This is a genomic window from Paenibacillus sp. BGI2013 (assembly GCF_002843485.1).
GTDB classification, from domain to species: domain Bacteria; phylum Bacillota; class Bacilli; order Paenibacillales; family Paenibacillaceae; genus Paenibacillus; species Paenibacillus amylolyticus.
Window position 1 is genome coordinate 1 of record NZ_PJFA01000007.1, and the last position, 23611, is coordinate 23611.

Annotated in this window: 23 protein-coding genes and 15 tRNA genes; 36 read left to right on the top strand and 2 right to left on the bottom strand. The window is 44.8% G+C overall.

From position 1 onward, the window contains the following. Positions 1-35: 35 nt before the first annotated feature. The 17 genes from CXK86_RS17930 to CXK86_RS18005 all read left to right on the top strand — a co-directional run bounded on the left by CXK86_RS17930 (position 36) and on the right by CXK86_RS18005 (position 2924). A tRNA-Ser gene (locus CXK86_RS17930) sits at positions 36-127 on the top strand. 9 nt (positions 128-136) lie between these two features. Continuing rightward, positions 137-208, top strand: a tRNA-Glu gene (locus tag CXK86_RS17935). A 67-nt stretch (positions 209-275) separates the two neighbouring features. Further along, a tRNA-Val gene (locus tag CXK86_RS17940) sits at positions 276-351 on the top strand. A gap of 17 nt (positions 352-368) precedes the next feature. Continuing rightward, positions 369-442 (top strand) — tRNA-Met (locus tag CXK86_RS17945). A gap of 27 nt (positions 443-469) precedes the next feature. Further along, a tRNA-Asp gene (locus CXK86_RS17950) sits at positions 470-547 on the top strand. A 95-nt stretch (positions 548-642) separates the two neighbouring features. Next, positions 643-718, top strand: a tRNA-Phe gene (locus CXK86_RS17955). A 20-nt stretch (positions 719-738) separates the two neighbouring features. Next, positions 739-814: transfer RNA gene (locus tag CXK86_RS17960), tRNA-Thr, on the top strand. A gap of 9 nt (positions 815-823) precedes the next feature. Continuing rightward, a tRNA-Tyr gene (locus tag CXK86_RS17965) sits at positions 824-909 on the top strand. 6 nt (positions 910-915) lie between these two features. Beyond that, positions 916-989: transfer RNA gene (locus CXK86_RS17970), tRNA-Trp, on the top strand. A 29-nt stretch (positions 990-1018) separates the two neighbouring features. Then, positions 1019-1091, top strand: a tRNA-His gene (locus CXK86_RS17975). Between the two features lie 22 nt (positions 1092-1113). After that, positions 1114-1188 (top strand) — tRNA-Gln (locus tag CXK86_RS17980). Positions 1189-1192: 4 nt separating this feature from the next. Further along, positions 1193-1267, top strand: a tRNA-Gly gene (locus tag CXK86_RS17985). A 6-nt stretch (positions 1268-1273) separates the two neighbouring features. After that, a tRNA-Cys gene (locus CXK86_RS17990) sits at positions 1274-1347 on the top strand. Between the two features lie 6 nt (positions 1348-1353). Beyond that, positions 1354-1432 (top strand) — tRNA-Leu (locus CXK86_RS17995). 183 nt (positions 1433-1615) lie between these two features. Continuing rightward, a complete protein-coding gene (locus CXK86_RS32125) occupies positions 1616-1753 on the top strand; it encodes a hypothetical protein (protein WP_179087968.1) in 138 nt (45 codons plus the stop codon). Between the two features lie 113 nt (positions 1754-1866). Further along, positions 1867-2541 carry a class I SAM-dependent methyltransferase gene (locus CXK86_RS18000; RefSeq protein ID WP_179087969.1) on the top strand — a complete coding sequence of 225 codons (675 nt, stop codon included), beginning with the start codon at positions 1867-1869 and terminating at the stop codon, positions 2539-2541. A gap of 302 nt (positions 2542-2843) precedes the next feature. Further along, positions 2844-2924, top strand: a tRNA-Asn gene (locus CXK86_RS18005). 56 nt (positions 2925-2980) lie between these two features. On the opposite strand, the gene CXK86_RS18010 is transcribed toward CXK86_RS18005, so the two are convergent. Further along, positions 2981-5344, bottom strand: coding sequence for a helix-turn-helix domain-containing protein (locus tag CXK86_RS18010; protein ID WP_180361792.1), 2364 nt, complete (start codon positions 5342-5344; stop codon positions 2981-2983). A gap of 583 nt (positions 5345-5927) precedes the next feature. On the opposite strand from CXK86_RS18010, the gene CXK86_RS18015 reads away from it, so the two are divergent. The 12 genes from CXK86_RS18015 to CXK86_RS18070 all read left to right on the top strand — a co-directional run bounded on the left by CXK86_RS18015 (position 5928) and on the right by CXK86_RS18070 (position 16652). Beyond that, positions 5928-6236, top strand: a complete 309-nt coding sequence (locus CXK86_RS18015) for a LiaF transmembrane domain-containing protein (RefSeq protein WP_017692311.1) — start codon at positions 5928-5930, stop codon at positions 6234-6236. A 35-nt stretch (positions 6237-6271) separates the two neighbouring features. Next, entirely contained in the window at positions 6272-6943 is a 672-nt protein-coding gene (locus tag CXK86_RS18020; RefSeq protein ID WP_076254540.1) for a PspA/IM30 family protein, read from the top strand. A gap of 5 nt (positions 6944-6948) precedes the next feature. Beyond that, entirely contained in the window at positions 6949-7182 is a 234-nt protein-coding gene (locus CXK86_RS18025; RefSeq protein WP_036673255.1) for a PspC domain-containing protein, read from the top strand. Between the two features lie 17 nt (positions 7183-7199). Next, on the top strand, positions 7200-7709 hold the full coding sequence (locus CXK86_RS18030) for a PspC domain-containing protein (RefSeq protein ID WP_017692314.1): 510 nt from the start codon (positions 7200-7202) through the stop codon (positions 7707-7709). Position 7710: 1 nt separating this feature from the next. Beyond that, on the top strand, positions 7711-8418 hold the full coding sequence (locus CXK86_RS18035; RefSeq protein WP_017692315.1) for a PspA/IM30 family protein: 708 nt from the start codon (positions 7711-7713) through the stop codon (positions 8416-8418). Positions 8419-8568: 150 nt separating this feature from the next. Next, positions 8569-9216, top strand: coding sequence for a cell wall-active antibiotics response protein LiaF (gene liaF, locus CXK86_RS18040; protein ID WP_036605686.1), 648 nt, complete (start codon positions 8569-8571; stop codon positions 9214-9216). 31 nt (positions 9217-9247) lie between these two features. After that, positions 9248-10363: a sensor histidine kinase gene (locus CXK86_RS18045; RefSeq protein ID WP_076254542.1), complete on the top strand. Its 1116-nt coding sequence runs from the start codon at positions 9248-9250 to the stop codon at positions 10361-10363. After that, on the top strand, positions 10305-10973 hold the full coding sequence (locus CXK86_RS18050) for a response regulator transcription factor (protein WP_091020933.1): 669 nt from the start codon (positions 10305-10307) through the stop codon (positions 10971-10973). Before CXK86_RS18045 ends, CXK86_RS18050 begins: the two co-directional genes overlap by 59 nt. A 452-nt stretch (positions 10974-11425) precedes the next feature. Beyond that, on the top strand, positions 11426-12175 hold the full coding sequence (locus tag CXK86_RS18055; RefSeq protein WP_076254543.1) for a YwmB family TATA-box binding protein: 750 nt from the start codon (positions 11426-11428) through the stop codon (positions 12173-12175). A gap of 215 nt (positions 12176-12390) precedes the next feature. Then, positions 12391-13941 carry a glucose-6-phosphate dehydrogenase gene (zwf, locus tag CXK86_RS18060; RefSeq protein ID WP_036605690.1) on the top strand — a complete coding sequence of 517 codons (1551 nt, stop codon included), beginning with the start codon at positions 12391-12393 and terminating at the stop codon, positions 13939-13941. 376 nt (positions 13942-14317) lie between these two features. Then, positions 14318-14716: a DoxX family protein gene (locus CXK86_RS18065; protein ID WP_024634146.1), complete on the top strand. Its 399-nt coding sequence runs from the start codon at positions 14318-14320 to the stop codon at positions 14714-14716. 352 nt (positions 14717-15068) lie between these two features. Beyond that, entirely contained in the window at positions 15069-16652 is a 1584-nt protein-coding gene (locus CXK86_RS18070) for a peptide chain release factor 3 (RefSeq protein WP_036605691.1), read from the top strand. 230 nt (positions 16653-16882) lie between these two features. On the opposite strand, the gene sspI is transcribed toward CXK86_RS18070, so the two are convergent. Continuing rightward, entirely contained in the window at positions 16883-17116 is a 234-nt protein-coding gene (gene sspI, locus CXK86_RS18075; RefSeq protein ID WP_017692323.1) for a small acid-soluble spore protein SspI, read from the bottom strand. A gap of 128 nt (positions 17117-17244) precedes the next feature. Here sspI and CXK86_RS18080 point away from each other — a divergent pair, with 128 nt between their 5' ends. The 7 genes from CXK86_RS18080 (at position 17245) to CXK86_RS18110 (ending at position 23539) form a co-directional block, all read left to right on the top strand. After that, positions 17245-17946 carry a potassium channel family protein gene (locus tag CXK86_RS18080; protein ID WP_076254620.1) on the top strand — a complete coding sequence of 234 codons (702 nt, stop codon included), beginning with the start codon at positions 17245-17247 and terminating at the stop codon, positions 17944-17946. A 26-nt stretch (positions 17947-17972) separates the two neighbouring features. Continuing rightward, a complete protein-coding gene (locus CXK86_RS18085; protein WP_101314288.1) occupies positions 17973-18767 on the top strand; it encodes a TrmH family RNA methyltransferase in 795 nt (264 codons plus the stop codon). A gap of 217 nt (positions 18768-18984) precedes the next feature. Then, the gene (locus CXK86_RS18090) at positions 18985-19488 is read left to right on the top strand and encodes an SMI1/KNR4 family protein (protein WP_101314204.1); all 504 of its coding nucleotides are present in this window, start codon (positions 18985-18987) and stop codon (positions 19486-19488) included. 332 nt (positions 19489-19820) lie between these two features. After that, complete coding sequence (locus tag CXK86_RS18095; protein ID WP_101314205.1) at positions 19821-20579, top strand: SDR family NAD(P)-dependent oxidoreductase; 759 nt, start codon at positions 19821-19823, stop codon at positions 20577-20579. A 60-nt stretch (positions 20580-20639) separates the two neighbouring features. After that, positions 20640-21725: an alkene reductase gene (locus CXK86_RS18100; protein ID WP_101314206.1), complete on the top strand. Its 1086-nt coding sequence runs from the start codon at positions 20640-20642 to the stop codon at positions 21723-21725. Positions 21726-21900: 175 nt separating this feature from the next. Beyond that, complete coding sequence (locus CXK86_RS18105; protein ID WP_101314289.1) at positions 21901-22899, top strand: NADP-dependent oxidoreductase; 999 nt, start codon at positions 21901-21903, stop codon at positions 22897-22899. Positions 22900-22960: 61 nt separating this feature from the next. After that, on the top strand, positions 22961-23539 hold the full coding sequence (locus tag CXK86_RS18110) for a TetR/AcrR family transcriptional regulator (RefSeq protein ID WP_101314207.1): 579 nt from the start codon (positions 22961-22963) through the stop codon (positions 23537-23539). The last annotated feature ends 72 nt before the right edge of the window (positions 23540-23611 follow it).

Genomic DNA, 23611 nt, shown 5'->3' on the forward strand with positions numbered 1-23611 from the left:
TGTCACAGGTTCGAGCCCTGTTCGGGGAGCCATATGGAGAGGTGTCCGAGCTGGCCGAAGGAGCACGATTGGAAATCGTGTAGGCGTCACAAGCGTCTCGAGGGTTCGAATCCCTCTCTCTCCGCCATAATATTAAGGCCCGTTGGTCAAGGGGTTAAGACACCTCCCTTTCACGGAGGTAACAGGGGTTCGAATCCCCTACGGGTCATAATAACTTCAAAAAAAGAAGTTGATTTTTACAACAAGATTATGGTATGATCATAAATGTGTTGTTCGGAGGCTTAGCTCAGCTGGGAGAGCATCTGCCTTACAAGCAGAGGGTCGGGGGTTCGATCCCCTCAGCCTCCACCATATAAACTTTATAACGACGCGGGGTGGAGCAGCCCGGTAGCTCGTCGGGCTCATAACCCGAAGGCCGCAGGTTCAAATCCTGCCCCCGCAATTATACTTTCCTTTGAGAAAGTGATCTGGAACCGTGGTGTAGTTGGCCTAACATGCCTGCCTGTCACGCAGGAGATCGCGGGTTCGAATCCCGTCGGTTCCGCCATTTAATCTTTACATGAGGCAAACTGTTCACTACATCTGCTGTATGGCACTGATGCCCTATATAAAGTGTAAGGAGTTAAGATTAGACTTTATTATGGCTCGGTAGCTCAGTCGGTAGAGCAGAGGACTGAAAATCCTCGTGTCGGCGGTTCGATTCCGTCCCGAGCCACCATTTATAAAACAATTTAATATGCCGGTGTAGCTCAACTGGTAGAGCAACTGACTTGTAATCAGTAGGTTGGGGGTTCAAGTCCTCTCGCCGGCACCATGTAATCCTGGAGGATTAGCGAAGTGGCCAAACGCATCAGACTGTAAATCTGCTCCCGTACGGGTTCGGTGGTTCGAATCCATCATCCTCCACCAGTTTTTAGGGGCATAGTTTAAAGGTAGAACAACGGTCTCCAAAACCGTTGGTGTGGGTTCAATTCCTGCTGCCCCTGCCAATTAACTTTTTAGAAATTAACCTTATATGGCGGTCGTGGCGAAGTGGTTAACGCACCGGTTTGTGGATCCGGCATTCGGGGGTTCAATTCCCCTCGATCGCCCCTTTGTTTTTTCGTTTTTTATTGGGGATTAGCCAAGCGGTAAGGCAACGGACTTTGACTCCGTCATGCATAGGTTCAAATCCTATATCCCCAGCCATTATGCGGACGTGGCTCAGCGGTAGAGCATCGCCTTGCCAAGGCGAGGGTCGCGGGTTCGATTCCCGTCGTCCGCTCCAAAATATGGCGCCATAGCCAAGTGGTAAGGCACAGCTCTGCAAAAGCTTTATCCCCAGTTCGAATCTGGGTGGCGCCTCCAGCATATGCCGGCGTGGCGGAATGGCAGACGCGCTCGACTCAAAATCGAGTGGGAAACCGTGGAGGTTCGAGTCCTCTCGCCGGTATATTGAATAGCCCTACATGTTGCTTATGCAATGTGTAGGGCTATTTTTATTTTATATGAAACGATTTATGTGCAGTAAGAAAATCTAGAGTAAGAGAAGATGGACGTTAATAAAGATTGACGTATGATTATATTGAGTATATTGTAGATAAGTAAAGTCTTTAATATGGAGGAGTGAAGTAGAGTGACTAATGGAAAAAATGTATCGGATACCGATCTGTTATTTGATCTTTCTGTATGGGAAGAGGCATGGAAGAATCGTCCGAGAAGTTCAAAATATAAGAAGAAAAGCGCCCCCTTTAATATAGAAGAAGCTTTTTAGCGATGGGCCAGGGATTATCATGCACAGTCGTTCACCGAAGAAGGAAAGCAGCGTTCTGAACGCATTATGGGCTGGATTGAAAACCAGGGTGTGGAATCGCAGGGTTATCCATTTTGGACATTGGAGCCGCTTCAGGCATATTTACCATTCCTTTTGCGAAAAAGGGGGCAAGTGTGACCGCAGTTGAGCCTTCTGAGTTACTCGTTTCACTCATGAAAGAAACGATACCTTCAGCTCTGGAATCCAAAATCGAAATCGTAAACGAACGATATGAGGAAATCTCTATTCAGGATAAAGGCTGGGAGAAGAAATATGACTTTGCATTTGCATCCATGTGTCCGGCGATGTCGGATTGGGAAACGATTGAGCAGGCGATCAATTGTGCCCGGAAGTATGTGTATATAAGTACTATGGCGGGACAGAAGGAACACACACTAATGGATGAACTTAAGGATGTACTGGGGGTAACTTCTTCATATAAGGACGGTGATATGGGGTATATCCAACAGTTGCTGTATTTGCAGGGTTATTCTTATACGATGATCATTACGAGAGAAGTTAACTCATTTGAAGTACCGGTGGAAGAGATTATCGAGAAGCTACCAGAATGGCTTAATACGTATGAGTTACCATCGGATGAAGATTCCCTCAGATTGGCTGAGGATTACATTAACGATACGTACAAGGATAGTACGTTGACCTTCTCACGTGGAGGAAGATTTGGTAAGATTCTAATTCAACTTGAACAGCCCAATATGAAAACAGTTCGCACTAAGGATAAGCGATAAATCGCATAAGATTGGCAAGTGTACTAATAATCAGGAATTGAGACGGACAATGTAGTCTAACCTCTAAGATGACACTAGGAAGCATCACAACGCTGTGCCAAAAGATGAACGGTTGAAACATGTGAAGTTAAGATTGTAGAAGTAAAGTTGTAAGTGAAGGGAGCCGGTTATGTGCTCCCTCTTTTTTTAAGCCACTAATTCATCAACCGCTTTGAACCAGACCCTCGTTTATTTAGAGATGTTCGAGACAACGAAAAACAAAACACATACCTAGCTTTCAGAGAATGATCTCTGAAGCATATTCCCTGATAGTTCAGTTGGTAGAGTACTCGACGGTTAATTGAATTGTCACAGGTCCGAGCCCTGGCCCTGTTCGGGAGCCATATGGATAGGTATCCGAGCTGGACGAAGGAGTACGACTTACATTCGTTCTCCTTTTCTAATTTCTGTTCGATACTTCTGCTTTCTGTTTACGCTGCCGATACTGGCCGGGGGTGATTCCTTCCCATTTACGGAATGATCGGATAAAGTTTTGCGGATTGTTGTACCGAAGTCGTGCTGCGATATCTTTAACGGTTAGATCACTTTCGTCCAGCCATTTTTTAGCGATATTAAATCGGTACTTGGTCAGATATTCACTAAATGCACAGCCTGTCTCTTTGCGGAAAACACTACTTAAGTAGTTGGCATTGTAGTGAAGCTTCAAGGCACATTCCTCAAGCGTCAGATCCTTATCATAATCTTGATGAATCATGGCAATCATTTTCTCAGATATATGCTGATACTGGGCATATTGTCTCGCTTTAAAAACCTGAATGACGGGCAAGATGACTTGATATTTAAACCAATCCTCAACTTCAGCAGCGTACTGCAAACTATGAAGTTCATGAAACATCGAACCACGACCTTGGGAGATCTGTCCGAGTCGTATGCCGGATTCCTGAGTCATTTGCAAAATATGCGTGAGTAGCCTCGTAAGAGCCACCTCATACTCCTCCGGTGTAACCTCCATACCAAAGATCACTTCAAGCAGTTGTTTCAGAAGAGCAGAGGCCTGGACTTCGTCCGCATTTTGAATAGCTTGGATCAACGAATATTCCAATGATTCCGGGTAGGTCATGGACCAAGTGGGAGTGTGATGATCTATGTTCTCATATTGAAAAATAATGCCTGTTCCCAGCTTCATCCGATGCCTCAGTGCTTCCAAGGCTTCTGTGTAAGCTTGAGGGATGTGATGTAGAGAGCTGTGCGACTGGCTGAATCCTATACTGACTTGAAGAGCCAGAATCTTATCCATCTGTTGTTGTAACTGGTCTGTTAATACATATAGCTGCTGTGAAAAAATAAACTGATCCTGTTCCACGGTGCCAATCACCGTGACTACTGTATGTTCCAGCACAATGGGAAGCAATTGTTGGTTATGCACAACCGTTTCCTCCAATATATTTTGAATAGCGAATAATAAGAGATCACGATCACTAGCTCTATATTTTGTATGATTAACAAGATCGGCCTGTAGTGTAATAACAGCAATTTGTTGCCATTCCCGAACCTGATGCGTGTAGCCATATTCATTCAGGGCGTCATGAAGAGTATGAACAGGGATCTTACCCTGGAACAGATTCATCATAAAATGATTGCGAATCTGCAATAGATGCACATTAAGTGTGTTCTCTAATTGGGAGTGAGAGGCAGATAATTGTGAGACACCTGCTCTGATCTGTTCGAACTCATCAGAAAATGGTGGTGATTGCTGAGCTACCGTGTTTCCTTCTTTGGACAGGTGGTTGTCACCAAGTTGGGTTAAAAGTTTACGAATCGGGACATGCATTCGCTTGGAGCCGAGCCAGGCGAGTAATAATGAAAGTAAAAGTAAGCAGATACTGATATACAAGGTGTGTAATCCGATATCGATATATTCTTGTGTCAGAATATTGGTAGGTGAGATTAGCACATAAGTCCATCCCTTTAAGGTAGAAGGGCTATACGTCAGGGAATAATGTGTATCGGCGATCTTAACTTCCCGTTTTTCAAAGCCTGTTGAAAATGTGATGGGTGATAGTTTGGTTATGTTGGCTTCCGTATCCCGATCCTGTAATCCAATGGCAGACAACGGTTGTCCAATGTATACAGGATCGGGATGGACCAAGATACGTTGTTCCCGATTCAAAATGATCAGTCCTGAGGCAGCATTGCCTAAGGAGGCTTCTCCTAGTGTATTTTGCAAAGAGCATGCAGGGATTCCGGCAATCAGGGCAGCATCGGAAGATGTATTCAGATTCGGAATAGATCTCGCAAGGGCAATATGATAGATACAGCCTGTACCTGGTGAACGCTCATCATTACTGAACACCGATGAAGGGGAGAGTTGCCATCCAGAGGTTAGCGTATCCGATATCAATTCCTTCATGGGAAGAGCCAGTGGAAAATCCGTATTACGATATAATCCGGCATGATCAATAAGCCAATTCTGAGATTGATTCACCAGGGTAATATCTAACAAAGGTTCCCATGACCTCATATTCTGAAATTCGTTCTGCAGCTTGTCGGCAAGTAAAGGTCCTTTCCCTTCTATTGAAGAAGAAGCAGACAGGGAACGGAGGGTTACTGGAGAGCGAACGGCCTGATCAAGCATATAACTGACTGTAGCAAGTTTGTGCTCTACGTTGGATTGCATTTGTTCCAGCAACTGTCTGTTGGCCTGCGTACGATGCAGCTCAGTTTGGTTTGATGAATAGATAAATGCGGCAATTCCCGTTAATAAAATGGGCAGGGTGCTTAACAGGATTCCGAAGATGATCATTTTATGGAGATAGCTGATTGGTCGCACAGTTTCAGTTCCACCCCTGACATTAGAAATAGTAACACTTTCTATTTTAGTAAACGCTTACATATAGAACAATCTAAATTTTGTTTATTTGGATAAATAAGTAATTTAACAAAAGTGTATAGAAGTAGAGATAAGGGATTGCTGATAGATGATTTTGCAGAAAAGGTTAGAGAAATGGCTTGGACTGACTATCCAATACGGAATCATGAGAAACGAAATTGCAGTGTGAACGTAAATAGAGACATGGACAACATTCTCTCTACAGGTCGACATCTGCTAAAGGGTAGCCTGAATACGGGTAATAGAAGGTATCTGGAGTGCTATTCAGCTTAGGTGGAACGTTGGTCTTATATAGGGACAGACAAAGGTCCAACTAGATCCCCGACCTGAGTCTAGGATGAAAAACCGTCCACGGTCTGTTTTGAAAAGTCGCGGAATCCCCTAGAATAAGGACATAAGGTTAAACAAGAAACACGGAAACAAAAAACAAGAAACAAACGAACAAATGACTCAACACATTAAAAGGAACGAATGGAAAGGGCGGTGAACAACAATTATGAGATTGAATAAGGGAAATGGCTGGGCGATTGTATTGATTGCGCTGGGTGCACTACTCCTCTTCGGAAAGTTAACTCCACTTCTTGGACACTTAATGGGTTATCTGATTCCGGTCCTGATGATTGCACTGGGATACTACGGAGTTAAACGAGGGAATGTGATGCTTGGCTGGATTGTTCTCATCATCGGTATCATCTCACTGATGGGTAAACTGGCATGGTTGATCGGACCGATCATCGCGATCGGGTTAATCATCTTTGGTATCTCAATGCTAAGCAATAACCGCAGTCGTCGTGGTCGGTACTAAGCTTTCACGATTATGAAAAGGAGGGACAGAACATAATGAGTGTATTTCGTCGAATGCGGGATATTACCGTAGCTAATCTGAACGAACATTTGGAGCAAAGTCAGGACCCAGTCAAACTGATTGATCAGTTCCTGGTCTCGACCCGCCAAGACATCGGTGAAGCCGAGAAACTTCGTCATCAATATGCAAGCCATACCAGACAAATGAAACAACAAGCCGATCAGGCAGCAGGTATGGTGAACAAACGGGAAGAACAGGCTTCCATGGCTCTGAAAGCAGGGGAAGAACATCTCGCTAAGCTGGCCTTGCAGGAGAAAATCCTCCACGAGGAAAAAATGGAACAGTACAATGAATTGTATGCACAAAGTTATGCGGCATTACAGGAGTTGGATGAACAGATCGACCAGCTGAAGGTTGAATATCAGAATGTATACAGCAAACGCCAATATTACTACGCTCGTATGCAGACGATTCAGTTACAGCAACGTATGAACCAGAGAGGCAATCACAACGGTCAGAATGTACCCCGTATGTTTAACCGACTGGATGACCAAGTCTCTGATCTCGAATATGAAGCACAAAGTCTCCGCGATATCCGGCGGATGAATCAAGATGGTTCAGGAGTGACTGGCAGCATGTCATCCTCTACGCTGGATAAGGAACTGGAACACTTAAGACAGAAATTGAACAATGACAGAAAGGAGTAGTCACAATGAATAAATTATACCGCTCGGCGCGTAATCGAAGGCTAACAGGTTTGATCGGTGGCATTTCTGAAAATCTCGGATTGAGTACCACGCTGCTACGTATCATTTTCTTCATCAGTATTTTCGCTACGGGAGGTACATCATTGTTGATCTACTTCATCGCTGCATTGGTGGTACCAAAGGAATCCAATCACGTTGATCCATATGCTTATGATTCCAACGTAAGAGGATACAAGTAAACGAAAGGAGCAAGCACATGAGCAAATTATACCGCTCAACGCGTGACCGGATGTTAACCGGCTTGTGCGGCGGAATTTCCGAAACCATCGGAATGGATTCCACCCTGCTGCGTATCATCTTTGTTATCAGTATCTTCGTAACTGGCGGCACGTCGTTGTTAATATACTTTATTGCAGCACTGGTGGTACCAAAAGAACCGTATCCGCCTTATGATCCATATGGCTACGGTCCGGGCCAAGGCCCTGGTCCTGGCAGAGGATACGACAACTATGATCATCAGCCACCAAGAGGTCCTTTTCAAAATAATCACAACCAACAAGGTCCTGGTAACTTCGGTCCCGGCCCTGGATTCAACGGCAGACCTCAATCTGGTCCCCGTTCTTATGACAACAACGCCTACGGAGCAGGAGCACCGCAAGAAAGTGAACTTGATTCCATGATGAAAGATATCGAGAAAAAAGCACTGAAAAAAGAAGTTGAAGAGCTTCGCCAAAAATTATCTCGTTACGAGAAGGGAGAAAAGTAAAATGGGAGTATTTAAACGGATTAAGGATATGACGAAAGCATCGGTAAATGATATGTTGGATAAAGTAGAGGACCCGATTGTAATGTTGAACCAGTACTTGCGTGATATGGAGGCTGAGATTCATGAGGCAGAGGTAACTGTTGCTAAACAAATGGCAAATGAGCGCCGCATGAAACAACGTTTGGATGAAGCGGAGCGTACTTCGGTACAACGTGAGTCCCAAGCAGAAGCTGCTCTGTCTAACGGTCAGGAAGAAGTGGCACGCAAATTGTTGGAAGAGAAAATCTACTTTGATCAAAAAATTACGGAGTACAGCGAACTGCATGCACAGTCCGAAGCACAAGCAAAAGATCTGTTGCAACAGTTGCATGATATGAAAGATGAGTTCTACAAAATGCGTAACAAACGTAATGAACTTGTATCCCGTGCACAAATGGCAAAAGCTAAAAAACAAATGTCTTCCATCAACAGCTTGCATTCGATCGAAAGTGGCGGCGCATCACTTGGATTCCACCGCATGGAAGAGAAAATCATGCAGCTGGAAGCTGAAGCTGACGTAGCTCGTGCACCTTATCGCAACACATCATCCACGTATACGAATCCTGTAGATGTGGAAAAACAATTCAAAGTGGATCAGCAATTACAAGCCCTCAAAAATAAAATGGGCAATGGTTCCAAGAATGAAGCGAACGGAACTTCAAAAGAATAACTGTTCGCTTAGTGGACAATATGATATTCTATAAATCGTGTATAATGTACGGTTGGTAGAACAAAAGTTAAGCCATACAGGACTTCATTGCCTGGTATGGCTTTTCCGTTGAATAAAGAGAGATTAACTTACAGAGGAGGTGCGGCGGGGATGAATCAAAAGAGTAAATGGCTTGCAGTTGTCATTATGATTATTGGCACAATGATGTTATTGAATGACAATATTAACTTCCTGACCGCTGCCGCACTGATTCTGTTAACGGTTGGAATGCTTCAAGTCCGCAATGGGGATACCCGCAAAGGTCATCGGTATCTTGGCATTGGTGCGGCACTGTTATTGCTGGATAATTTAATGATTGTATTTTTGATTGTACTGGCTTCTTTAGCTTACTTTTATTCGAAAAACAAAAAGATTCATCTGGACGAAGGCGTTATGAAGAAACAGAATTTCATGGCTCGGTACTACTGGGATCAATCATCCTGGACGTTACGTAGTATGAGTCTGTGGCATGCCATAGGTGAGGTTAACGCGGATCTATCTCTTTCAATTCCGGAGGAGAAACAAACAATTGTGCTGCTGCAAGGAGTTATGGGTAATGTTCGCCTTACACTACCAGAAGATTATGGTGTGGAGATTGAAGCATCGGTTCTTTTCGGCCGGATTAATCTTCTTGGAGAACAAGATAGCGGTATGATGAACAAATTAGTATGGAGAACGCCTGGATATGAATCCAGTGAACATAAAGCAAAATTTGTCATTTCTTATATTGTTGGCGACCTAAACATCAGTAATCCGTAGTAAAATAGATGAAGAGAAGGAGGAGACCCCGATGAAGACAAAACGACATACCGACATGGTAACCCGAAGTATGGGTGAAGGGATCCTCCTGGTTTTCATTGTGCTCGCTGTTATTTTGTATGTATTGTATACATATGGTTATCTTGCTCCGTTTACAGGTTGGCGTCATCTGATTCAATCGGGTCTGGCCTTATTGCTGCTTCTGATTGGAATCGGTGCGGTCTTTGGGTTCTATCAGAGTTACCGGGTTAAACGCCGGCTCGAACTGCTGCGGGAAACACTTCTACTGTGGGAGAAGGGCTCTCTATCACGCACTGTACCTGATCTGGGCGATGATGATGTGGGCCGTTTAAGTGAGCAACTCGGACGAATCGGCAAAAAGTGGGAAGATCAGATATCTACGCTCCAGCGATTGTCTACTCATAATGCACAGCTTGCTGAACAAGCCAGAATTACGGCTATTGTGGAAGAGCGGCAACGTTTGGCACGGGAACTGCATGATGCGGTATCGCAACAATTGTTCGCGATATCCATGACAGCAACGGCCGTTGGACGGAAGATGGAGAAGGATTTTGAACGTGCTCAGCGGCAGGTGGCTTTGATTGAGGAGATGGCTTCGGTAGCCCAGTCCGAGATGCGTGCGTTACTGTTACATCTGCGTCCAGTCTATCTGGAGGGTAAACATCTCGAACAAGGTCTGCGTGATCTGGTGATGGAACTGAAAACAAAAGTACCCATGGACATTGTGCTCGAAATGGACGAAGACATTGATCTGATCAAAGGCATCGAGAATCATCTGTTCCGGATCGTTCAGGAGGCTATGTCCAATACGTTACGGCATGCAAAAGCGGAAAAAATGGAGATACGGATCCAGCGTCGTACTGATGCGATCCGGGTATTGATTCGTGATGATGGGCAAGGCTTTGATCTGGATGAGAATAAACAAGCTTCTTACGGTCTGGCTAACATGCGTGAACGTGTTACGGAGATTGGCGGGGCCATACATTTTGTAACAGCGCCTGGTAAGGGAACGCGGATTGAGATTACGATACCTTTGATGAACGATGAAAGCGAGGAAGAACATGTCAATGGAACCGGAAGTCGAAACGGAGACGGAAACGTCGATCAAAGTGTTGCTCGTGGATGATCATGAGATGGTACGTATTGGTCTTGCAGCGGTACTGGATACCGAAGATGGAATTGAAGTTGTTGGTGAAGCAGGTAGTGGAGAGGAAGGCATTCGGCTTGCACAGGAATATAAGCCTGATGTTGTTCTGATGGACCTGGTTATGGAAGGAATGGACGGCATTGAGGCTACTCGTCAGGTACTTAAAATGTATCCAGAGTGCAAAGTCATTGTATTGACCAGTTACTTGGATGATGAAAAAATGTATCCTGTCATTGAAGCAGGTGCATTCAGTTATCTGTTGAAAACATCAAGAGCCAATGAAGTGGCAGATGCGATTCGCGCAGCCGCTCGCGGGCAATCCGTTCTGGAGTCACAGGTGGCTTCGAAAATGATGAATCGCTTCCGGCAGCCACAGGCAGCAGCTCCTTTGCATGATGAATTAACAGACCGTGAAATGGATGTGCTCCGGTTGCTCGCCAAAGGTAAATCGAATCAGGACATCGCTGATGATCTGATCATTGGTATCAAGACGGTCAAATTCCATGTTACAAACCTACTGGCAAAATTGGGCGTAGACGACCGTACACAGGCCGCGATCTATGCTTATAAAAATGGACTTGCAGAGTAAAAACAAGAACTAAATGCAATAACATAATTAAGCCAAAGAACCGTGCATTAATGTGCGGAAGTATAGATAAGAGATGATTTATATAAATTGAACTAAAGATTTACACAAAACGGAGAGGACAGAAGGAACCTGAAGAAGCGAAGCTAAAAGCTTTCTGAAAGAAAGCTACTTCGGAAGCATAAACTTCGCCTTTATCCCCGGATTTACCCTTTATAAAAAGAATCAAAAAATCTGGGGATAACAGCGATCGGAAGGTTGTTCTGTCAGCGGAGTGGCGAGTGTAAATATTGTGTAGTTCAATTTATATAGAAAAGATGAATGGAAAGCTCTGATCTGCCATGCAAGTGGCGGGTGGGGCTTTTTTGTTGTGTGCAGAAGAAGTATAGCAAATATGCGAAAGGGGCATGCTGTTGATAGATTCATAGAATGCAAGAAAGAAGCGGGGGATTCAAATGTTAAATCGATGGATGACAACAGGTATCTTGGCAATAGCTATCATAATTCTTATTGGTGTGACACAGGTATACGCAGAGAAGAACGAATCCAAAGCTGCCCAACTGGAACAGTTAATCTATACTGCTGACAGTGTGATTGATAATGTGGATCTTCTAGTTATTAAATGGCAAGGAGAAGGCAAGGGAGATGCACAAGCGCAGGCCGTGTTACTGGCAAGTCACTTGGGACTTGAACCACCTGTGCGGGTAAGCCAGACGGGTCATGATGTTTACCGCAGTGAAGAGATTGTCGATACGGCTAATGGAGGTGTAGGCTTGTTGGTCAATGTCGTCGATACAGGTGACAATGGTTACTACGCCATCGTACAACTCTCAGGGGATGCACACACGGATCGGAAGGCATTAATGACATTACATGAAGAGGTCGATCAACTGCTTGTAGACTCAGGGATGAAGGCAACCTGGAATATGTCTGTGCAAGGTACAGCAGTTACTGCTACTGAACATGATGCGAGTCAGCAACTGGAACTGATCGAAGAACAGCTGTCCACAAAGGTGGATATCGCCTCCGTCGAACGTTATACAGATGCAGGCACTGCAAGTGTCTCTTATAAGGCGGCTGAGCTGCCCCTATCGATCAAGAGTGGCTCGCACATGTTGAATATGCAACTCGCAGTTCACCAGGTTGGAGACGAGGTCGATAATCGAATTACAGTGGGGTTTCCGGTGATTACGATTGAATACTAAGGGATGGATTTTTCATGAATTAGGACCCAATATTGAGAATCTTTATCAGAAAAATGAGTTTGAAATAGTGCATCCGTTCAGTTGATATGCTAAAATGGCATCACATCCAAGAAGGAACTTGCTGGTAATTGACAGTTGTATGTCGTGCATATATAACACCATTACATAGCTCGGGGAGAGCGTGAAGGTTATCTTCCCGGAAGAAAGAGGAGCCCATGGTTGAAAAACAATTGCAAGATGAAGTACAGACACCAGGCGCAGTATTTTTCATTTTTGGAGCAACGGGTGATTTGGCCCGCCGGAAGCTGTTTCCGGCTATCTACAGTCTTTACCGTGAAGGCAAGCTTGCCGAAGACTTTGCGGTTATTGGCGTAGCACGTCGTCCGAGGTCCCCAGAAGAATTCCGGGAAGACATCTATGAATCCATTAAAGAGTTCTGCCGTTATCCAGCGGGGGAACCTGATGAGTGGAACGCTTTTGTCGATCATTTTGAATACAAAGCACTGGATATCAATAATGTGGAAGGATTCAAAGAGCTACGTGCGCAGACGGAGCATCTGGAATCAAAGTTTAACACGCCGGGGAATAGGCTGTTCTATCTGGCACTGGCACCTGAGCTGTTTGGCAGTGTCTCGTACAGTTTGCGGGACGGTGGTATGTTGGAAAGTCAGGGATGGAACCGTTTGGTGATCGAAAAACCATTTGGTTATGATCTGCAATCGGCCGAACATTTGAATGAGCAGATTCGTGAGGTATTCCGTGAAGAGGAAATCTATCGGATTGATCATTATCTGGGCAAGGAAATGGTGCAAAATATCGAAGTGATCCGCTTCGGAAATGCTTTTTTTGAACCGCTCTGGAACAACAAACATATTGCCAACGTTCAGATTACGCTTGGTGAGACGGTAGGCGTGGAAGAACGTGGCGGTTATTATGATCACTCCGGAGCACTCCGTGATATGGGGCAAAACCATATGCTTCAGATGCTGACGATGATTGCGATGGAACCGCCGAGTCGCCTATTCCCGGAGGACATTCGGGATGAGAAGGTGAAGGTATTGCGTTCATTGCGAGCCTTTACTTCGGATGAGGAAGTGAGCAACAACGTTGTGCGGGGGCAGTATGCCGAAGGGGAGTACCGTGGCAAGCAGCTTCCGGGGTATCGCCAGGAAGACAAGGTTGATCCGCAGTCGAATACGGAAACTTATTTTGCAGCACGTGTATTCGTGGATAATTTCCGTTGGGCGGGTGTACCATTCTACATTCGGACAGGCAAGCGTCTCCCGGTGAAAACCACCGAGATCGTAGTTGAGTTCAAGTCGATGCCAAACAACGTGTACCTTGGGAAAAAGTATAAATTGGAACCGAATCTGCTAGTCATTCGGGTGAATCCGATGGAAGGCATATATATCAAAATTAATGCTAAGAAGCCAGGCTCGGATTCCGAGATTCAGCCACTTGCAATGGATTTCTGTCAGAGCTGCATGATTGGAATTAACTCGCCTGAAGCGTATGAACGTCTGCTGCACGATGCCGCAGAGGGGGATTCTACGTACTTCACCCGTTGGGATGAAGTGGCAACAGCCTGGTCTTTTGTGGATCGTATCGCAGCAGCCTGGGGGCAGAATCAAGGAGAGCTTCATACGTACCCTGCTGGAACTTGGGGACCAGAAGCGACAGATAAGCTGCTGGAGCAGGACGGATTCCACTGGTGGCCGGTGAATGGTCAGGACGAGGATAGCGTGATCTGGCAAGTGAATGGTTAGGGTAGGGTAAAGGCATTAACAACAGTATTAACAACATACACAACATGACTGAGCCTGGGGAAATCGCAAATTTTGCGGTGTACCCAGGCTTTCTAGCGGGGAAAAGGTAGGTATCCATCATCAGGAAATAAGTAATTTAAATTAAGTTGTTGACAAAAAGTAAGTATGTAACTTATACTCAACACATGAGTTAAAGAGTTACGCAAATGACAAACTTCATTCGGGCAAACGTTTCGGATAAGTTATCATTCATGAGATAAAATGTAAACCAGTTGAAGGGGTTTGCGTCACAGAGAATCATGAAGAAAAAATGTGCATAATATCTTTAATCTAAGAATACTATTTTGTATATATCGAATGGAGGAAAAAGAAAATGATGTTGGATGTAGGGTTGTTGTTGATTCGTTTGGTGATTGGATTGTCGTTCATGGCGCACGGGGCTCAAAAGCTGTTTGGTTGGTTCGGAGGTTACGGGATCAAGGGTACAGGTGGCTGGTTTGAGTCGATGGGCATGAAGCCCGGTGCATTGGTGGCGTTACTGGCTGGACTCGCGGAATTCGGGGGCGGATTGCTGCTGGCCCTGGGTCTGCTTACACCGGTAGGTGGCATTCTGATTGCATTGACGATGGTCATTGCGATTGTGAAAGTCCATGGAGCGAACGGATACTGGTCCACACAGAACGGATTCGAATATAATCTCGCGATTCTGGTGATTGGTGTAGCGCTGGCATTGACAGGTGGCGGACAATACGCGCTGGATGCATTGATTTTCTAAAACCGATAAATAAAAATGAATGAGGAGTGCCTGGATGCCATGGAAATGGCTGAAGGGTGCTTTTTTTTTGCAAGGGAAAAGAGAAGAATCTACGGTAGTAATCGGTTATTTTCGGTACAGATTATGGTACAATAGGAGAGTTGGGTTAAGAAGCAGTTCACGGTATACATGAAAGCACAGATTTGAGGAGGATGAACTCCATTGTAAATGTGTAAAATTAATCTAGTGTGTAAATACCTAGTACGTAAAAACTGATGTACAACCAACCGGCCTCGCCGGATTGCATAAAGATTGAATGATGGACCGGCTATGCCGGATTAACGTGAATGAACGGACGAAAGGGATTAAACCTATGAGCAAAGCTGCAAATGATATTCTTCAACAGGAAGTGGACAAACGCCGGACGTTTGCCATTATCTCTCACCCGGATGCGGGTAAAACTACATTAACCGAGAAACTGTTGCTGTTCGGGGGCGCGATTCGCCTTGCGGGAACGGTAAAAGCTCGGAAAGCCAGCAAACACGCAACAAGTGACTGGATGGAAATTGAGAAACAACGGGGGATCTCGGTTACCTCTTCCGTAATGCAATTTGATTATCTGGATCATCGCGTCAACATTTTGGATACACCGGGTCACCAGGATTTCAGTGAAGATACGTATCGTACACTGACGGCTGCCGATAGCGCGGTGATGTTGATTGACGTGGCAAAAGGTGTCGAGGCACAAACGATCAAGTTGTTCCAGGTATGTGCGAAGCGTGGCATTCCAATCTTTACGTTTATCAACAAACTCGACCGTGAGGGTAAAAGCCCATTTGACCTGATGGAAGAACTTGAAAATGTACTGGGTATTCGTTCGGTTCCGATGAACTGGCCTATTGGTACAGGTCGTGAGCTGTGCGGTGTCTACGACCGGATGAAAAATCAGGTGGAATTGTTCCAAGGGGACGATCACTCAACGATCAAAGTACAAAAGGTAGATGGCTACAAAGATCCGATTATCCGTGAGATGGCAGGGGAATATCTGCATGATCAATTGTGTCAGGATCTGGAGTTGCTGGATATCGCGGGCGACCAATTCGACATGGAGAAAGTTCAACGCGGCGAATTGACACCTATTTTCTTCGGTAGTGCGATTAACAATTTCGGCGTACAGACTTTCCTGGAGAACTTCCTGGAACTGGCACCGAAGCCTGAACCACGTCGCAGTACGGCAGGAGAGATTCAGCCAACAAATGAGAAATTCAGCGGTTATGTGTTCAAGATTCAGGCAAATATGAACCCGGCACACCGGGATCGTATTGCGTTCCTGCGTATTGTGTCAGGCAAGTTCCAACGTGGAATGAGTGTGAAGCATACTCGTGTGGGCAAAGAGATCAAGCTGTCACAGCCACAGCAATTCCTGGCACAAGACCGGGATATTGTCGAAGAGGCATATGCTGGCGATATTATCGGTTTGTTCGATCCGGGTATTTTCCGGATTGGCGATTCACTGAGCCAAGGCAGCGAAGTTATTTTTGAGGAATTGCCAACGTTCTCACCAGAGATTTTCGCCAAAGTTACTGTGAAAAATGCATTGAAACATAAACAGTACCAAAAAGGAATTGATCAGTTGACGGAGGAAGGAACCATTCAGGTGTTCCAGACGGCAAGTTTCGACGAGACAATCCTCGGCGTAATTGGTCAACTACAGTTCGAGGTATTTGAATACCGGATGAAAGGCGAGTATGGGGTAGACGTACTATTACAACGCATGCCTTATCAGTTCGCTCGCTGGATCGTGGACGAGAATCTGGACCCAAGCAAATTCCGGATTAACTCTGCACTTGTAAAAGATAAAAAAGGGAATTATGTGGTGCTCTTCGAAAATGAGTATGCAATGAGAACGGCTATGGATAAAAATCCTACAGCTCAATTCCTGGAGACTGCGCCTTAAGTGAAGACGGAAGTCTTTCGTGGGAATTGTTAAAAGATTTGCTAAACGTGACAAGCTCATGTGATGAGATAGAACTTGTTAAAAATAAGATCCCTCCGCCAATTGTGGCGGAGGGATCTATTGCTATACACCTTACCTGGAGGCGGGTATGATCCAGCCGAATAAGGGAAAGCTTTCTTTTGCAGACAGAACAAACGTAATGATGGTTACCTTACCCTCCACTGCTTCGATTAGCTAAGCGGTTGGACGGGAATGGTGTGCAGATGCTCTTGCGCGATTTGAATGAGTTCTTCCTGCTTGGCAGGTTCTGTGTTCTTCCAGATCATCTCGAAAATGGCGCCAAGTCCAGGTAATGCAGCTTCCGGTCCATCTACTGAACCTTCAATCATCTCCCGGAGCTGATCATCACTCTTGTCATGAACTTTATGAACAATCGCTTCACGCAGGCTTAATGTAATGGGCATCGCAATTCCCTCCTCGTATATTCGGCTGCTCTAATACTGTTCCCTGGGAAGCGCTAGCGCATTCAAGTTTATCAGGCTTTGTGGTATACTACGAAGGATTATTTACGTTAGCATGGGTATCCGTAATGATGCGTCATGCTGAAGAGCAGCGGGAGGTTAAGACCCTAATGGCCAAGAAACAGTATGCCGTAATTGGTATGGGACGGTTCGGATCAAGTGTTGCCAATGCACTGAGTGGCATGGGATTCGACGTGCTGGCAATTGATGCGGACGAGCAGAGGACTCAGGAAATGTCCAATGTGGTGACCCATGCGGTATCGGCAGATTCAACAGATGAAGAAGCGCTGCGTGCGCTGGGCATACGGAATTTCGACGTTGTCGTTGTGGCGATTGGTGAAGATATTCAGGCGAGCATTCTGACAACCCTGATATTGAAAGATATGGGTGTACCGGTTTTGATCGTAAAAGCCCAAAATGAGCTTCATGGTAAGGTATTACAGAAGATTGGGGCAGATAAAGTCATCTATCCTGAGCGGGATATGGGACTACGCGTAGCCCATCATCTGACCTCGCCTAATATACTGGATTACATCGAGTTATCTGAGGATTACAGCATTCTGGAGATGAGAGCCTCCGAGCAAATGATCGGTAAAAACCTGATGGAATTAAACATCCGTGCACGTTTTGGTTGTAACGTGATGGCGATTCGCAGTGGAAATTCGATGAACATCTCGCCGTACGCGGAGGACCGGATCGAAGCTGGAGATGTGCTGATCATTGTAGGTCACAAGGATCATTTGACGAAAATGGAGCTTGCGTATCCGAAGTGATGGATGCAGATGGGAAGGATGGAAAGATGGATATTGTATCACCGCAAAATACACGTGTAAAAGAATGGGCGCAGTTGCTGGAGAAAAAGCATCGTACCCGTCAACATAAATATATCATTGAGGGCATTCATCTTGTACAGGAAGCACTACGTGCCGGAGCAAATCTGGAGTGTATCGTGTACGATGGAGAGCAAGGCGTACCGAATGAGCTTGCCGGGCTTGAAAACCCGCTTCAGCGTGTGGAGTGGGTCAGTGTATCTCCTGCGGTTATCGCCAAATGTACGGATACAATGACTCCACAGCCTGTATTCGCGATTGTGCGTAAAGGCAGTGAGCCACTGGAAAGCCTGATTACCGGAGCGCGCGGGCTTGTTGTGGTGCTGGACGGAGTGCAAGACCCGGGTAATGTGGGGACGATCATCCGTAGTGCGGACGCAGCTGGAGCAGCGGGGGTTGTACTTGGCGTGGGCTGTGCTGATGTGTATAACCCGAAGACGATTCGTTCGACGATGGGGTCATTGTTTCATTTGCCCATTGTGGAGGGCCAGTTGGAATCTTTGCTTCCCGAAGCGAAGGCTGCGGGCGTGAAGCTGGTTAGTACTTCTTTGCAGGCAGAGCATTCATGTTATAGTTATGATTTTACGCAGTCGGTATGGCTTGTGATCGGTAACGAAGGCAAAGGCATTTCGGATGCTACGGCACGTTTGGTAGATGATGCGATTACGATCCCGATGCAGGGACAGGCAGAGTCGCTTAACGCGGCAATGGCGGCGACGATTTTGTTGTTTGAGGCGATGAGACAGCGGATTTTTAACAAATAAATGATTCCTGTCCAATTTCAAATTTACCGTCCCTAACTAAAATTAACTGTCCCCAAACCACCAAAGACTGGAACCTGGTTGCCGCTTTTCTCGGGCCATGTTTCCAGTCTTTTTGTCTTTCTCTTTGAAGCACGACAGCAGGGATTTTCCATTCAAATCCCGAATAGGTGATATAGTTTCTATTTCTTAAGCTGATAGGCAGGTGTATAAATTGGAAATGAATAATGGAAAAGAAAAAACTCACCTTAGGGAATTTATTACTTGGGCCGGGGAAAAGGGCTGGGACATAATGAGTAAATCCGGTTCGCAGTCACATTTAAACAGCAGCGTTACTTCAAGATATAAAGGACTTCCAGATGAATATTTAGAATTTCTAAATGTAGTTGAAAAATGCGTTGCACCGGATGAGAAAACCTGGTTTATTTGTGAGGCTGAGTTCAACAATAGCACGGAGACCGCATTCCAATGGAATGAATTTGAAATGCTTAGTTTGGAGGCAGCAGAGGGTGATTCTATTTGGCAGTCAGAGATAACGGCCTGGTGGGATCATCACTTGCCGATCGTAATGTCTGTGGAGGATGGATATTACTTCTATGCCATTGACTTAACAACCGACAGTGGAGGTATTGTCCGTGGATGTGAGCCTGAATTTGAAGAGGTTGAAAAGGTATCCGATTCGTTTGGAGAATTTCTGGCATGGATGATGTCGAATTCAGATTAGCGTAGCTAGGAAAGGTTGATGGTTATACTTGTGGCCATTGGCCTGACATTAGATTAACCAATGAAAGAAAAGTTAGTTCTGCTTAAATTGAAGGAGTGAAACGATATAGGAATTCTTAATTTATGATATAAAATGGTTTATATAGCGTCTCTCTTCTCATTTAAGTAAGTTCCAAGCATGTTTTTTACATATAAAATAATTCTTTACTGTTCGTTCTAGAAATGATATGCTAACAGCAAGTTAGATCTAACTACTTTTTTTTGCACAATAAAGAACGATCGTTCTCAAAACTGAGATTACACTAATCTAAAGAATATAAGGGAGAGAATATGATGAAATACACAGTGATTACAGGAGCAAGTTCAGGAATTGGATATGAAACAGCATTGGCATTTGCAACACGGGGCAAAAACTTGATTTTGGTAGCTAGAAGATTGGATAAGCTTGAAGAACTTAAATCAACTATTCAGGGTATCGACCCTAAAGTAAATGTTATCGTTCAAACAAGCGACCTGTCTGTTACCGCAGAGGCGTACGAACTGTATAACGATTTGAAAGAATATCAAATTGAGACTTGGATCAATAATGCAGGGCTTGGAGAAGGCTCGTTCATTGCTGAACAGAATTTGGATAAAGTGGAGACCATGCTGCGTGTTAACATCGAATCTTTGACCATTCTATCTACACTGTATGTGCGAGATTATGCAAATGTGGAAGGCACTCAATTGATTAACGTCTCATCTGCACTCGGATATGCCATTGCTGTAGGCAGTGTTGCTTATTCTGCATCGAAATACTACGTTAGTGCCTTCACAGAAGGTCTAGCCAAAGAACTGGAACTGAAAGGTGCAAAACTAAAAGCGAAGATCCTGGCACCAGCGATCACGGAAACAGAATTTGTGCAAAAATCAATAGATGCTGAAGGATTTGATTACAAAGCGAATATGCCCAAATATCACACAGCTAAAGAAATGGCAGGCTTCATGATCGATCTGTATGATCACAATGAAGTGGTCGTAGGGATTGTAGATCAGAACTATGATTTTCAGCTGACAGGTGCAATCTACCCGGTGATTTCAGAATTGAATTAATACAGCAGAATCCAGAGGATACATTTACAAAATCTCAAATTAGAAGAGGAGTACATTCAATTGGAAAAGATATGGAGTAAAACAAAGATTGGCAACATGGAATTGCCTCATCGACTAGCGATGGCACCTATGACACGCAGTCGAGCACAAGAAGATGGTACACCTGGAGAGTTGGCGGCACTTTATTATGCTCAACGCGCAACGATGGGACTCCTTATTACGGAAGGAACACAACCTTCTGATGATGGACAGGGCTACTTATGGTCACCGGGCATCTACACCGATAAGCATATTGAAGGATGGAAAAAGGTAACGGATGCGGTGCATGAAGCTGGCGGATATGTATATATCCAATTAATGCATGCGGGTCGCATGTCACATCCGGACAATACCCCGCATCATCGTCAACCGGTTGCTCCGTCAGCAATCGCACCTGGTGTAGAAATGTTTACGGCTACAGGGATGCAGGATATCCCCGTTCCCCGGGAATTGAGTCAGGAGGATATTCAAACGACCATTGCCGATTTCCGAAAAGCAGCAGCCGCAGCGATCGAAGCAGGGGCGGATGGCGTTGAGATTCATGGGGCCAACGGATACTTGATCAATCAATTTTTAGGAGAAAATTCGAATACACGCACAGATGAGTACGGCGGATCTTTTGAAAATCGTACTCGCTTTGCGATTGAAGTAACCAAAGCCATCGTGAAGGAAATAGGGGCAGAACGAACAGGCTTCCGTATCTCACCAGGGACACCGCTGGGTGGAATTCAAGATGGCGAACAAGGTCCTGAACTCTACCGCTATCTTGTAAAAGAATTGGCTCAATTGGATTTGGCTTACCTTCATGTTATGCATCTTGGAGATGAGAACTTACTCCAAGACATTCGTTCGATCTGGCAAAATCCACTGTTGGTTAACCGGGCCGGAAGAACTTTGGATGATCTCAGTGTCGATTTAGATCGTGGTCTCGCTGATGTGGTACCTGTAGGTGTATGGTCCTTGGCTAATCCAGATTTGGTGGAACGACTTCAACAAGGTGCGCCACTGAATGAAGCAGATCCGACAACATTCTTTGGATTGGGAAGTAAGGGCTACACGGATTATCCTACGTTGGAAGAATTAAAGTCGCAAGAGGGGCTACACTAGCACAAAGTATGGAGCATGGCGTACAACTGAACATTGCGCGCCATGTTCCTACATAAGTTGAACTACTTATTTACACGATAACAGCGATTGGAGGGGTGTTCTGTCATCGTAGTGTCAGTGTAAATAATCTTTAGTTCAACTTATATAGTCTATAAGCAAAGGAAGAGGATAAATGATGAGAGCAGCTCAAATACAGAAATACTCCAAAAAAATCCAAGTGGAAATCAATGATATTGAGATACCTCAGATTCATAGCCGTGAGGTCCTCGTCAAAGTAAAAGCTGCGGGTGTAAATCCACTGGATATCTTGAATATGAATGGCAGTGTTCGGATGATTGCCGACTATACGTTACCTTTAACTTTAGGGAATGAATTATCGGGTGTCATTGAAGCTGTCGGTGATGATGTTTTGAATTTTAAAGTGGGGGATTCGGTTTATACGAGGTTGCCACTAAATAAAATTGGTGCTTTTGCTGAATATGCGGCTGTACATGAGGATGCTTTATCCATGATGCCTGAAAATCTGTCTTTTATCGAAGCTGCTGCAGTACCCCTTACTGCCTTGACCGCGTATCAAGCATTGCATGATGTGCTCCGAGCGGAACCGAATAAAAAGTTGTTTATTCCTGGCGGAACCGGGGGATTCGGTGCGATGGCTATCCCAATTGCCAAGTCCATGGGATTAACGGTTATTACAAGTGGCAGTGAGAGGGGCAGAGCACGTACTCTATCCATTGGAGCAGATCAATTCATTGATTATAAGACTGAGCAGTATGCTGACATTCTGTCCGATATCGATTATGTGATCGACACCTTGGGTGCGGATGAGATCAAAGCTGAACTGAGCATTTTGAAACCACATGGCAAATTAGTTTCTTTGAAGGCAGGACCCAATTATCGCTTTGCAGTGGACAGTCAATTCCCGTTGTGGAAAAGAGCATTGTTTGGTCTCGTAGGTGCACGTTTGGATTCCATGGCACGTAAGACTCAAACTGAATACCGTTTTTTATTCGTGCATTCCAGTGGGATTCAATTGCAAGAAATCACAGCTCTTGTAGAAAAAGAAGACATTAAACCTTCGATCGATTCTACGTATACGTTTGATGACATTGAAAAGGCATTGATCAAAGTATCAACGGGTCACTCTCAGGGTAAAGTCATTGTTACCTTTTAAAGGCTCGTTAAGATCATGCTTATGCTATTCAATGTTCGTTTTCTGAACAGGAGGGAAGCCAATGGCAAGAAGCAAAGAGTTTGAAGAGTCTGTTGTACTGGATAAAGCGATGAGACTTTTTTGGGAACAAGGCTATGAGAAGACGTCTATGACGGATCTGGTTAATCATATGGGAATTCATCGTAAAAGCTTGTATGACACATTTGGCGACAAACATACCTTGTTTCTAAAGACAGTAGATCTGTATGATCACAAAATCAGCTCCGCCCTTGCAGCAGGTGTAAAGCGTTCTCAAACGGCAACGGAAGCACTTCAGTTTATATTTATTTCTTTAATTCATGGAGAGGAATCTCCAGCATCAGGCTGCTTCATTGTTAATTCGACGGTAGAATTGGCGGCACGGGATAAAGACATGAACCACCGATCGACGGAGATGTTTGCAAATACGGAGAAACTAATCAAGGACATTATGGTGTGGGGACAGCAAGAAGGTGAATTCACAACGGAGTACAACGCCGAGGCATTGGCGGAATATCTGCATAATGTAAGCATTGGGTTAAGGGGGATGGCCAAGACTTCGATGACTAAGGAAAAACTGCTTCGTATAGCGACGCTATCCATGGATCTTATACTAAGGTAGTTTATTTTTTTCACTTTAAAAGAATGTTCGTTCTAATAAGGATGTTCCAGATTAGATATATTTTATAGAAAA